This is a genomic window from Limnovirga soli (genome assembly GCF_013106755.1).
Classification (GTDB): Bacteria; Bacteroidota; Bacteroidia; order Chitinophagales; family Chitinophagaceae; genus Limnovirga; species Limnovirga soli.
The window spans coordinates 1-12,649 of sequence record NZ_WHPF01000004.1 but is presented as its reverse complement, the minus strand read 5'-3'; the positions used below and the strand labels follow the sequence as shown (position 1 = coordinate 12,649).

Sequence of the window (12,649 nt, the reverse complement as noted above, 5' to 3'; positions counted from 1 at the left end):
GAGAAATCCACTGTGAACTGACTGTATCAATTGCTTATAAATTATCAATTTGTTGAATGTCAGAATATTAGGAAAAATGCGAAACAAATAATGGACGCAGCAATACTGCCTGCGCAATAGAATAAAAAAATTATATCAACTTAAAAACATTTTTATGAAAACATTCTTGGTATTAATTTTTAGCTTTTTTACGCAATATGCTTTTTCACAAGCATTAGATGAATCATTTGGAAATCACGGCGTTTTAGTAGATAAACGGATTCAAGAGTTCAGCAATAGTTTGGCTATCCAAAAAGACGGAAAAATTATTTTGGGTGGCGGAAATTTTTTACTGACCAGATATAATCCAGACGGAACTGCAGATGAAGCATTTGGCTCCGAAGGTGTGGTTAATAATCTGGTGCTAAACGGAGCCATTTGCAACGATATCCTACTCCAAGGAGATGGTAAAATACTAGCTACTGGTAGTATTCCCAACAGAACTTCAACAAATAGAGCAGATGCTATAGTGGTCCGTTTCAAATCAAATGGCCAATTAGATAGCAGTTTTGGCGCTAATGGAATAGTTCTATCGGACATTCAACAAGAGGATAATGCTAATAAAATTATTTTACAATCTGATGGCAGGATTGTAATAACCGGTACCGCGGATAATGAAGGCGGCGAATCTCAAAAACCAGGAGGTTTGTTTGTTAACCAGTACATGCCTGACGGCACAAAAGATGAAAATTTTGGAAACAACGGTTCGATTTTTTTAACCAAATCATTAGTCTATGAAGTAAATGGTTTGGCAGTTGATATCAACAGAAATATTTATATAGCATATGATTCGGCAGCAGGAACTCTTTCTTATATTCTACTAAAATTAGATGACAAGGGTTCTTTGGTTAGTTCTTTTGGAAGCAAGGGGCAAGCAGAAATTTTAATACCCGGTACTGGAAGTGGTTCACTAAAAAACATAAAAGTTCACGATGGTTTTATTTTAGCTACTGGCTACTCCCTCTATAAAGGCAAAGGTATTCGTAATCTCACGTTGGTAAAATACACTGCCGAAGGATATGCGGATGCAGCATTTGGTAATAATGGAATAAAAATTTTGGAAATGGGATATAATTGGACGGAAGGAAATGAAATAGGAATAACGTCAAACAACAATATTGTTGTAGCCGGGCGTTTTGTTGAAGCATATCCAAGTACAAAGTATTATGCAACGTTGTATGGATTTAGTAGCAGCGGTAATATAGATTCAACATTTGGAACAAACGGTTCTGAGGTAAATTATAATGCTGGTGAGCACAGTTTGTTTGAAAAATTATTTATTGACCATAACGGTGTATTTACGGCATCAGGTGGTAGCTATTTTTCGGAAACAAATACAACTAATTATATGGTCTCCAAGTATTTATCAACAAATAATATTAAAAATCCTATATATGTTCGTATAAAAAAATGGCTTCATCATCATGGTTTTACATGGGAAGACAGACTTAATAGAAATTTAAATTATTACAGTATTCAAAGAAGCAATAACGGTAATCCTTTTGTAGAAATCTCGAAGATATTTGGAAGTAACGCTTCTCATCTCCAGACTTTCGAAGACTTTAATGTTCCTTCGGGTACAAACTCTTATAGGGTTGGAATTGTAAATAATTCCGAAAACATATCTTATAGCAATACATTAATAATTTCAAAAAGTAATGAAGATGAAAAAGTCATAATTTATCCTAACCCTGCAAAATATAGTTTGCAAATAGAAGGTTTAAGTGCATCCGCTAATAACAAACTTAGTATCGTGGACATAAATGGAAATGTAAGAAAAACAGCAAGCACCGTAAATACCTCATTTTCATATAACTTATCACAACTTCCTATAGGCAACTATGCATTAATCATCAGTAACGGTAAAACTGTGATTAGCAAAAGATTTATAAAGGAATAATAAAAATTTCCTATTCTTATTTATGTTGCAAGATATTCCTACTTAGGAAGAATTTTTAGGGTTAATTAATCCGAAAATCAAAAGGCCATTTAATTTATAACGAGATAAAATGTATTTAATTCAATAAAAATAATAATCCATTTTTTTGGTGCTACAATTTTTTATTTCGATTAACTATTTTTGAGTTTATTAAAAGCTGCACAGCATTACCAAAAGCACAAGTGTGCGACGCAAGCGGCGATGCCATTTTAATCTATTGCCAGGCCCACAAAAATGCCTTTTACCTAAAATTGCCAACTACTTTATCTAAACTGCTTTTTTTTGGCAGCTCATAAATTCCCCTTTTTCATTTCGTTTACGGTAAACTCGGCTGCCCTTGCAGTTAGCGCCATATAGGTAAGCGAAGGGTTTTGGCAGGCAGAGGAAGTCATGGCTGCCCCATCGGTTACAAACACGTTTTGGGCATCCCAAACCTGGTTATTGGCATTTAGCACGGAGGTTTTTGGATCACGCCCCATACGCGCCGTACCCATTTCGTGTATGCCCTGGCCAATATTATAATCCTTATCCCAGGTAGTAATATTTTTTACACCGGCTGCTTCAAACATAGCCACCAGTTCTTTGATGATATCTTTACGCATGGCCAGTTCGTTTTCTTTTAAACCGGCATCCATAGAAAGTACATTTAGTCCCCATTTATCCTTCACCTGCTTATCAAGGGTAATTTTATTTTCGTGGTAAGGCAGTATTTCGCCAAAGCCGGTAGCGCCAATGCTCCAGCCACCCGGCTCGGTAAGTGCTTCTTTAAAATCTGCACCAATATTCAGTTCGGCAATATCGCGGCTCCAGCCATTTCTGCTGGCGCTGCCCTGATAGCCATAGCCCCGTAAAAAATCTCTTTTATCGCCATACAAATTGGCAAACCGTGGAATATAAAAACCATTGGCACGTCGGCCATAATAATATTTGTCTTCAAAACCTTCAATGGTGCCCTGGGCGCCCAGCATATAATGATGATCCATGATATTATGCCCCAGTTCTCCGCTACTGCTGCCAAGTCCATCGGGCCAAATATCCGTGGCGGAATTCATTAATACCCACGCACTGTTCAATGCAGATGCATTTAAGAAAACGATCTTACTATAAAATTCATAAGTTGTATTGGTTTCTGCATCAAGCACTTCTACGCCTGTGGCTTTCCTGGTATCCTTATCGTAAATAATTTTCGTTACAATACTCCATGGGCGCACGGTTAAATTGCCTGTTGCCAGCGCCGCAGGCAGCGTGGATGACTGGGTACTAAAATACCCGCCAAAAGGACAACCTTCCCAGCAACGGTTTCTAAACTGGCATTTGGTTCTACCTGGTATTTCCTGGGTAAGATTGGCAACACGGCCAACAAACATATGACGCTGGCCTTTGTACAACTCCTTTATTCGGGCAGCCACATCTTTTTCAACACAATTTAAATCCATGGGTGGCAAAAACTGTCCATCTGGCAAATGCGCCAGCCCTTCTTTTGTGCCGCTGATGCCTGCAAAGGTTTCTACATAATCGTACCATTTCTCCAGGTCTTTATAGCGTATTGGCCAGTCAATAGCAATACCGTCTTTGGCATTGGCTTCAAAATCCATATCGCTTAACCGGTAGCTTTGGCGGCCCCATAGCAATGAGCGGCCACCCATTCTATAACTACGCCACCAGGCAAATGGCTGCTGCTGCACATAGGGCGATTCTTTTTCGTTTACCCAGGCATCCATCAAGGGTTCCTGTGCGGCGGTGCCATACATGGCCCAATCTCTTGAGATGACGGGATTATCCTTTTTATATTGGGTGGTTGCTTTGCCGCGGTGGGTAAAATCCCAAGGGTTTTTACCGGCAGTGGCATAATCTTTTATGTGATCGTAATTACGGCCACGTTCCAGCATTAATACTTTTAACCCTTTTTCGGTTAATTCTTTGGCTGCCCAGCCGCCGCTAATGCCAGAACCAATTACAATGGCATCGTAGGTATTTTGGGTTTTGGCTCTATTGTTTATCTGTAAAGTATCGCCTGCCATAATGGTACTGTTTTTTATAAATTATTTCTTGGTTTTTGTTGCCCGGCTGTTGACTATTTGGCAACTGTACTTGCGTCGCACACTTGTACTGCATAACTGTATGGGCTTTTAGCTAATGGCTATTCTGCTGTACAAGTGTGCGACGCAAGGATGCTGATAGTACCTCAACTGCCCGGTACATCATTGCTATTTTCCAAAACGCAACCAATCCAGTGCAAACATATCATGGTTGGGTTCTGTATCTTTTCTAAACACAAAATACAAATCGTGTTTACCACCTGGATCTTGTATGGCGGTAGATACCTGTTTGTATTTATTCCAATCGCCAGTAGCGGCATAGTTCAACGTACTTATAATGGCGCCTTTGGCGGAATCTATATGCACTTCCAATGTAGCACCAATATTGTTAGAAGAATAATTATAGGTAACCTGACTAATGCCTTTAAGGTCAATTGCTTTTAATACAAAATAAGATTTGTTATGAATGCTGCCCAACTCATTGGTTCCGCGATTGATACGACTTACTATATCTGCATCTTCGCCCTCTATAAAAGGTGGCCTTAATACCAACTGCTGTTTGCCGGTTAAAGGCACAACGCCATTACCCATATCAGTATAAGTGGCAGACAATACATAAGTGCCTGCCTGTTTACTATTCGAGGGCTGCAACACTACCGATCCTGTTGCAGGCAAACTGTCCACCGATTTTTGTTGGATAAGCGATAGAATATATTTTACAATAGTGCTTGCCTGCTCTTTACTCAATTGCGGGTGGGCTGTCATATAATGGGTATTGCCCCAAACACCTGCCCCACCGCTGATGATTTTATTAGCCAGTGTTGAAATAACCGCAGGGGAACTGGTATATCGTTCGGCTACTTCTTTAAATGACGGACCCAGCACTCGTTTATCAATTTGGTGACAAGCTTTACAATCGCTGGATTGGATAAGGGTTTGGGCCGGATTGATCCATACCCCCTGTCCATTTACTGTTTTCCAGGTACCAGCTTCTTTTGGCACATAATCTAGTTGCACTTGTATGTTCCCGGCATTGATGTTACCATCTTCCTTATCAGTTACCGCCACTGTATAATCCAGCGAAGCTTTGTCAAAATAAAAAGAGCTGTTGCCATTGGTATTAATGGTTACCTCTGGCAAAGTATTGCCCGCCTTAATTTCCAGCGTGTCTGTTGAACTAAGCCCCGAAGGATCGGTTACTTTAAGGGTAACTTTGTATACACCCTTATTGGCGAAAGTATATTCCGGATTAGCTTCTGTAGCCCCCACTTTATTGCCTTCAAATGTCCATTCATATTTCAGCTGATCATCCTCGTCGTAATCGTAGGTTTTATTGCTATTGAAACTTACTTTCAGGGGAGCCAAACCTATGGTATCATCGGCCTCAATTTTAGCAACGGGTGCACGGTTGCCATCGTTATAATCAATTCTTACCAGCCGGGCATCATCATTATCTGCTCCGTAAATGGTACCATATTCCAATACATACATTACACCTTCGGGGGTAATATCCATATCAATAGGTCTTTTAAAATCGCCGGTTAATGGCATAAAAGCTTCCATACGGGTATAGTTTTCCTGATCGTCAAAACGCAGGGCAAATATCCAGTTACGCATCCAATCGAACACAAACAACGCATTATCGTAATAGGCCGGAATACTGTTCTTTTTGGCAGTGCTCTTATTGTAATGGTAAAATGGACCCGCCATGGCAGCACGGCCGCCTTCGCCAAGATCAGGAAATTCTTTCGAGAGGTTATATGGGTACCAAACCATGGGTTTTGTTGCCGGTGGCAATTGTTGAATACCGGTATTATTTACCGAGGTATTGGTTGCGCCATTCGGGTCAAAGAGTGGCCCAACTTCTTTGGTAGCAAAATCAGAATCGTTATAGGCTTTATTATCGCCTACAAAATAAGGCCAGCCATAATAGCCGGGCTTTTTGGCCTGATTAAATTCATCATACCCTCTTGGGCCATGGCGGGAATCTTCCCCTGCATCCGGACCAACTTCGCCCCAGTACACAGTAGATGTTTGCTGGTTTACAGATATACGGTAGGGGTTTCTGCAACCCATGGTAAACACTTCGGGCCGGGTGCCTGCTGTGCCTTTTGCAAACAGATTGCCTTCGGGTATAGTATAGCTGCCATCAGCTTCGGGGTGTATGCGTAAAATTTTACCACGAAGGTCATTGGCATTTGAGGCCGAGCGTTGGGCATCAAATGTTTTTCTGCCGGCCCTTTCATCCAATGGTGCATACCCATCCGATTCAAAGGGAACCGTATTATCGCCGGTAGAAATAAACAGGTTTTTGTTTTTATCCCATGCCAGCGAGCCACCGGTATGGGCACTTACTTCCCCATCAATTGGCACTTGTTTAATCACTTTCTCCGAAGCCAGGTCAAGCGAATCATTGCCAATCATGGTAAACCGGGAAATATTCTGGTGGTAATTTTTATCGATAGGTGTGTAGAAGAAATAAATAAACTTATTTACTGCAAAATCAGGGTCAATCGTTACACCTAATAATCCATTTCCCGATACATCTTTTGTATCCAGCAATACCGGAAACCGGTACACCAGTTTGGTAGTATTAGCGGTGGGATTATAGGCGAAAAAATTACCGGTACGCTCAATTACATATACGGTACCGCCGGGTGCAACTGCCATTTCCATTGGCTCATTCAGGTCGTTGGTAAGCACCACTTTGGTAAACCTGTTTTCTTCCGGTGCTTTTGTAGCATAGGCTTTTGTATAATCCAGTTGGGCAGTATCAGGCCCCATGGCATATTTTATACCACCAGCCAGGTGTTGCAAAAACAAGGGTTCGCTATAACTTTCTGTTGTATGACCACCGCCGGTATAAAAAGCCCTGCCACCATCATAATCATGATACCAGGCAATCGGGTGATTGGCGCCGTTTTCGCCACCCTCATAACTATCTTCATCCAGTGTAGCCAATACAGTAATATCGGCATTAATATTTTTGTAATTGTACCATTCATCGGTACGCTCCCATTTGGCAGGTAAACCCTTCATGGCAGGGTTTGCAGCATCTGTAATATCAACAGTGGCTTTTCTTACATTGGGGTTGCCGGGGTGACTTTTAAAATAAGCACCCACCAATTTATTATACCATGCCCAGTTATACTCAGCATCGGCTGCAGCATGTATGCCCATAAAACCACCACCTGCTTCTATATAGCGTTGAAAAGCTACCTGTTCATCGCTGTTAAGAATATTGCCGGTGGTACTTAAAAATACAACTGCCCGGTATTGTTTCAGGTTATCATCAGTAAACAATGATGCATCGGTAGTGGTGTCTACTCCAAAATTATTCTCCTTCCCCAGTTGTTCAATCGCGGCAATACCAGCGGTTATTGATTCGTGGTGGTAGCCCTTTGTTTTAACAAAAAGCAACACTTTAGGTGAGCTGGTACCTGTATGGCAGGCAGAAAAATAAAACACAACCAGTAAAAGGCAAATGCAGCAGGCAATCTTTCGCATGAAAATATATTTAGGCAATTAATAATGAAGCTGAAAGATATATAAAATGTTTGATTGACACTTAAGCCCTTCACCAATTCTTTACCACCAGTTGGTACCCGGCTGCAGGCTACACATTTGGCTACTCTTGCGTCGCACTCTTGTACGTTCGGATTGTTTGGGCAGCTTTTTAAAGCATGAATTATTACGCCAATACAATTATCAATTATAGCGAATGATGAAAACGTAGGCAATTATATGTGAAGCCATCCCAAATTTAACCGCGCCAGTAGGGAAGGAATAATTTTTAAATACTACTTTTAAATGCAGCCAAAATCTTGCAAGCATAATCAACAAACACTTTTCAATAATGCCTTTAACTAGTAGTGAAGAGGATAAAAGAATAAAAAAACTCCTGGCCAGGTATAATATGGTGCCCAACCTGGTATGGACAATAATACACTTTACACCAGTTTGCCTGTTTTGGTATACAGAGGAAAGCTTGTTGCCTCTTTATTTTTTTATCCCCAGCAGCTTTATTCCAATAATTTTCAAAAAGAGATTTTTGGATACATTACAACTGGCAAAAGATCCCGGCATCTATAAAAAACTGGGTGTAGCATCAATGGAGACCCTTATTCAGAATGGGGTAATTATAAACAAACTCATTAAAAAGAAGTTCCCGCAATATAAAGCAGTAAGGCATAATCGCACTTCCATTGCGACACTTTTACACACTACTTATTTATTTGAAAAATTTCACTGGATATGTTTGGTATTCTTTCTTGAAACAACAGTGTATGCTTTTGCAGTAAACAGTTTAGTTTGGGCTTGCAGTATATTTTTACTGAATATTACCTATAACATATACCCTATTCTTTTACAACAGTATATGCGGCTTAAGTTGCAATTGTTTAGGGCTAATTAGGCAAAGCTTTTCCTTAAAGCCTCGCATACTGTATGCATCTTTACCACCATCACTTAAACTATATTTTCTCTATTACCCGTTATCCTGAAATACAATTATTAATAGTGTAAGCAAGTATATCATTAATACGATTTATTATGGCCTACAAATTTGATGTATTTGCAAAAGCAGCTGCAAAAATGGCTGATGATAAGTTTACTATTCAATTCTCCAGTTTAACCAGTTTGAATGACGATGAGGTAGAAGCCATTATAAAGGATTCGGGCATTAGCAAGGCAGACCTGGCAAAGGTTCTGGCAGAAGTGAAAGATGCCACCAATAACAACCAGGCTAAAGCAGCTGCCATTAACAAAATAAACGGCGGCATATCTGCACTGGTAGGAATTGCGGCTAAATTTTTATAGGGTAACTAAAATGAGTTGATCCGGAAATTTGTGTGCAGTAACCACCAAAAGTACCATGTCAAATACTGACGCTAATTTTCACCTGTTACTTATGCCCAATAAACAATCTAAACGCACAAGAGTGCGACGCAAGCGGCGATGCCATATTAATCTATCGCCGGGCCAATAATGGTTATTCTGCCCATGTATTTATTTTATCTGCTGAAAAAAGAATACCCCTTTTTTGTTGGAAATCACAATGTCCATTAATCCATCCTTATCAATATCCTCTACTATAAACCGGTTGCCAATACCGGAGTTATTGTCTATCTGGTAAGGTATCCATTGCGGGGTGGTGCCGGGTATATATTGGTACCAGTACAAAACGGCCGGATCGTAGCCGCCGCGGTCGCCACCATTATGGGCAAAATAACGTTTGCCGGTAATCAGGTCGGGCTGTCCATCGCCATCAATATCCTGCAAAGCCAGTGCATGCGATTCTGAAAATAAGGTGCTGATGGTATGCGTTAGCCAGTTGGTATTACTCTGTGCATCCTGCTGTTGTTCGTACCACCAAATGCCATAATCGTGTGCGGAGGAACTCAATACATCCTGGTCGCCATCTTTGTCTACATCCATCACAAACATATTGGCGCAATCTTCTCCAAAATTGGCGGGGTGAAATGTCCAGTTGGGCGTGGTAACATCTGCCGGCGATTGCCACCAACCATGCTTAATTAAAACATCTTCCAGGCCATCTTTATTTATATCGCCCCAGCCAAGTCCGTGCGTATAGCGGTTGGTAGCCAAGCCACTATTATTGCTAATAATATGACGCTGCCAAACCGTATCTTTTTTACCGGTAGGTGCTTGTAACCATATTACCTGCTTAGCCAGCGTATCGTTACAAATAATATCCATACGGCCATCTTTGTTTACGTCTTCAACAGCGGGTGTTTCGTTGCCGGCCGTGGACAAAATAAGATGCGATGGCCATAATAGCTTTTTATTTTTTGGGTTTTCGTACCAGGCGCAGGTGCTTCCGGGCACGTCAAAACGTATTAAATCGGGCCAGCCATCGTTATTTACATCCATACAAAAATTTAAAAAACTGGTGCTATAGCCGGGCACCTGCGTAAGGGTATCTGTATGCAGCATGGTGGGCCTAAATGCGGGGCCGGCAAACCAGTAATTACCGGCAAGTATATCGGTGATACCATCCTTATTTACATCCCCCACAGCCACCCCTTCCGAAATAAAAGTGCGGCTAACGATATGCTTTGTAAATTTAACGGGGCCCGACTGTATAATGGTATCCTGCGCCTGAACGGCACTAAGCAAGTTAACCATCATACCAACTAAAAGAAAAATACGCCTATAAAAACTGCTGGCAAATGTGTACATATGGCATGTTAGAAATATTATTTACTGCAGCAATAAGGTACCCTGCAGTAAATAAGTGAATAAATAAAAGCAATCAAAAATTACAGCATTTAATTGATACCAATTGCATAAGGGATTAATAACCCATAAAATAAGTTTTAAAAGTGGGGCAAATGCAAGGTTTTTGTTACCAGCAGCTGTTTTTCATGGCATCACCGGTTGTGTCACTCACTTGTACGGTTGGATTATTTAATGGGCTGTTAACCGGGTATAAGAGGAACTTAGAAAACGCACTTTAATAGCATTGATTAACCATAGTAGCATTTTTTTGCATGGGGATTTAGTTCGTCTATTTTTGCAGGCAACTTTTTGACACAATCTAACAATGCAATTTTTTAAAACAAACAAGAAATATTTTTGGTCTAACGAACTGAAAAGTTGGCTATGGACAATTGCATTTGCAGCTTTGGTATATTTTGTTTTAAATTATTTTTACTCAATTACCAGGGATAATTTTATTATTGGAGTCGTTGTTATTTTCCTTCGTAAACTTGGAGACATATTAACCCAATACCATGTAAGCGAAATTCAAATTGACGGACAAAAAAAAGAAATGATTCTGATACTAAATAGTAGAATGTCTGGAGAGAAAATCAAAATATATGGAATAGAGCAAATTACCTCAGAATTAATACACTATTCAGGTTGGAAAAGGTATTTGTATTCGCCATTTACCCTTAACATATTTTTAAACCCTAAAGACAAATTTGTAATAACCAATAGATTTGGTTTTACATTAGACACATTAACATCAGTTGACAAAATATTGAAATCAACAAAAGCTCAAGCATAACACGCCAAGTTTAATACATTCGGGTAGCAAAGGGGATTTCGCCCACTGCTCCCAACATTGGGATAAAAACTCATTTTTGGAAAGGCTATTTAGTTCGTATATTTTTGAGTTAGCGGCAAGCTTATCTGAAGCCTTGAATTCTTTCACCAAAAAGAAAAGAAAAAAGTGTTTGAAAATGAAACTCAAAATACTTGAACTCAATATTGACAAATCTAATGACATTTACTCATCTGATAATTGTCAAATGTTATTGAAATCTTACGATGATTACTACCAAATAATTGGCTTTAACCTACCTTGGGTTGGATACTTTGTGGTAAGAGAAAATGAGATTGTTGGTTCTTGTGGATTCACTGGACAACCTAAGGAAGGCAAAGTAGAAATTGCTTATTGGACGTTTAAAGAATTTGAAGGGCAGGGAATTGCTTCATTTTGTTGCAAAGAACTCGTTTCAATTTCACGACAAACAGATCCAACAATAACAATCACTGCCAAAACAGCACCAGAACATAACGCTTCTACAAAAATTTTACAGAATAATGGATTTGAATTTATTGAAATCGTTCAAGACCATGAGATTGGCGACGCTTGGTTATGGGGATTAAAATCTTGAGATAGCCTTTAATTGATGTACTCATAAAACGCCTAACCGGTAGTAGAGTAAGCAAGGGGATTTCAACCCTAGCTACCAACATAGAGATGATAACTCATTTTTGGAAAGGCTATTTAGTTAGTATATTTTTAAGTTAGAGTTAAACTTAGACTTACTTCATGATTCAGACATTTTCATACAGAACTGAAACTTCAAATAATAATTACCGACATACCATTCATTCGGCAGACATAATGAGTTCTGTTGAAAAGTGGCTTAACAGAATAGAAGAATTACATGACAAAGTTTATTCGTTTGACAAAATTCAAGTGGAAAATATCAGGACACAGTTCTTAAATAATCAATTTCAAATACATTTTGAGAAAGAACCATATTTTTTGACATATAAAGCTGATAACAGAATTCAAGTTGTTTATATCGACAAAGTAAAAAAAGGCAACCCAGACTTTGTTGCAAAACTGACGTACCTCACAACCGAGGAAGGTGGAAGGAATGGATATGCAGCATCAGGATATAGACCTCATGTTAGGTTTGACGGACGAAAAGAAATGAGTTCAGGTGAACAGTTATTTGTTGACAAAGAAAAAGTATTTCCAGGTGAAACGGTGACTGCAGAAATAAGGATATTAAGTCCAATGTTATTTGAAAAATATTTATTCGTAGGACAACGATTTGAATTCGGTGAAGGTCAAAAAGTTGTTGGATATGGAGAAGTAATTGAAATTATTAATACACATTTACAACAAGCTAGCCGGTAGTTAATAATTAGGTAAAATTTAATCCTCAGCTCCTCTCAGATTGCTAAATAAACTTTTCTTATACCTTATCTTTCTCCTCATACAACTTTTGCATTCCTCTTCCATGCGGTTTAGGTCCATTAAGAATCCAGCCGTACAAGAGTGCGACGCAAGTACGCCTGATTTTTGGGTTAATGTTGGGCTAATTTGGCTTGTATTTTTATAGAATTTGCTTTTATGCCTTTTTAC

The 12,649-nt window shown here is 39.4% G+C and carries 10 protein-coding genes; 6 read left to right on the top strand and 4 right to left on the bottom strand.

Going from position 1 to position 12,649, the window contains the following annotated elements:
- Window positions 1-154 precede the first annotated feature (154 nt).
- Complete coding sequence (locus tag GD597_RS05780; protein ID WP_171606884.1) at window positions 155-1,939, top strand: T9SS type A sorting domain-containing protein; 1,785 nt, start codon at window positions 155-157, stop codon at window positions 1,937-1,939.
- Between the two features lie 329 nt (window positions 1,940-2,268).
- Here GD597_RS05780 and GD597_RS05775 read toward each other — a convergent pair whose 3' ends face one another.
- The gene (locus GD597_RS05775) at window positions 2,269-3,999 is read right to left on the bottom strand and encodes a GMC oxidoreductase (protein WP_171606883.1); all 1,731 of its coding nucleotides are present in this window, start codon (window positions 3,997-3,999) and stop codon (window positions 2,269-2,271) included.
- Between the two features lie 186 nt (window positions 4,000-4,185).
- Window positions 4,186-7,524 carry a ThuA domain-containing protein gene (locus tag GD597_RS05770; protein WP_171606882.1) on the bottom strand — a complete coding sequence of 1,113 codons (3,339 nt, stop codon included), beginning with the start codon at window positions 7,522-7,524 and terminating at the stop codon, window positions 4,186-4,188.
- Between the two features lie 349 nt (window positions 7,525-7,873).
- On the opposite strand from GD597_RS05770, the gene GD597_RS05765 reads away from it, so the two are divergent.
- Both GD597_RS05765 and GD597_RS05760 read left to right on the top strand, forming a co-directional pair.
- On the top strand, window positions 7,874-8,431 hold the full coding sequence (locus GD597_RS05765; protein WP_171606881.1) for a glycosyl-4,4'-diaponeurosporenoate acyltransferase CrtO family protein: 558 nt from the start codon (window positions 7,874-7,876) through the stop codon (window positions 8,429-8,431).
- Between the two features lie 137 nt (window positions 8,432-8,568).
- A complete protein-coding gene (locus GD597_RS05760) occupies window positions 8,569-8,835 on the top strand; it encodes a hypothetical protein (RefSeq protein ID WP_171606880.1) in 267 nt (88 codons plus the stop codon).
- A 189-nt stretch (window positions 8,836-9,024) separates the two neighbouring features.
- Here the strand turns inward: GD597_RS05760 and GD597_RS05755 are convergent, their stop codons facing one another.
- Window positions 9,025-10,218 (bottom strand): FG-GAP repeat domain-containing protein, encoded by a 1,194-nt coding sequence (locus tag GD597_RS05755; RefSeq protein WP_171606879.1) that lies wholly within the window; start codon window positions 10,216-10,218, stop codon window positions 9,025-9,027.
- A 364-nt stretch (window positions 10,219-10,582) separates the two neighbouring features.
- Here GD597_RS05755 and GD597_RS05750 point away from each other — a divergent pair, with 364 nt between their 5' ends.
- From GD597_RS05750 to GD597_RS05740, 3 genes are all read left to right on the top strand, one after another.
- A complete protein-coding gene (locus tag GD597_RS05750; RefSeq protein WP_171606878.1) occupies window positions 10,583-11,050 on the top strand; it encodes a hypothetical protein in 468 nt (155 codons plus the stop codon).
- 76 nt (window positions 11,051-11,126) lie between these two features.
- Window positions 11,127-11,663, top strand: a complete 537-nt coding sequence (locus tag GD597_RS05745) for a GNAT family N-acetyltransferase (RefSeq protein WP_171606877.1) — start codon at window positions 11,127-11,129, stop codon at window positions 11,661-11,663.
- Window positions 11,664-11,821: 158 nt separating this feature from the next.
- The gene (locus GD597_RS05740; RefSeq protein WP_171606876.1) at window positions 11,822-12,421 is read left to right on the top strand and encodes an EF-Tu C-terminal domain-related protein; all 600 of its coding nucleotides are present in this window, start codon (window positions 11,822-11,824) and stop codon (window positions 12,419-12,421) included.
- Between the two features lie 18 nt (window positions 12,422-12,439).
- On the opposite strand, the gene GD597_RS21855 is transcribed toward GD597_RS05740, so the two are convergent.
- On the bottom strand, window positions 12,440-12,649 hold a 210-nt coding region (locus tag GD597_RS21855; protein WP_216368521.1), incomplete at its 5' end, for a hypothetical protein.

What these genes read in the sequence shown, in the direction of transcription:
- GD597_RS05770 (WP_171606882.1), bottom strand. Translation starts at nt 7,524, where the DNA reads ATGCGAAAGATTGCCTGCTGCATTTGCCTTTTACTGGTTGTGTTTTAT.
- GD597_RS05750 (WP_171606878.1), top strand. Translation starts at nt 10,583, where the DNA reads ATGCAATTTTTTAAAACAAACAAGAAATATTTTTGGTCTAACGAACTG.
- GD597_RS05775 (WP_171606883.1), bottom strand. Translation starts at nt 3,999, where the DNA reads ATGGCAGGCGATACTTTACAGATAAACAATAGAGCCAAAACCCAAAAT.
- GD597_RS05760 (WP_171606880.1), top strand. Translation starts at nt 8,569, where the DNA reads ATGGCCTACAAATTTGATGTATTTGCAAAAGCAGCTGCAAAAATGGCT.
- GD597_RS05765 (WP_171606881.1), top strand. Translation starts at nt 7,874, where the DNA reads ATGCCTTTAACTAGTAGTGAAGAGGATAAAAGAATAAAAAAACTCCTG.
- GD597_RS05780 (WP_171606884.1), top strand. Translation starts at nt 155, where the DNA reads ATGAAAACATTCTTGGTATTAATTTTTAGCTTTTTTACGCAATATGCT.
- GD597_RS05755 (WP_171606879.1), bottom strand. Translation starts at nt 10,218, where the DNA reads ATGTACACATTTGCCAGCAGTTTTTATAGGCGTATTTTTCTTTTAGTT.
- GD597_RS05740 (WP_171606876.1), top strand. Translation starts at nt 11,822, where the DNA reads ATGATTCAGACATTTTCATACAGAACTGAAACTTCAAATAATAATTAC.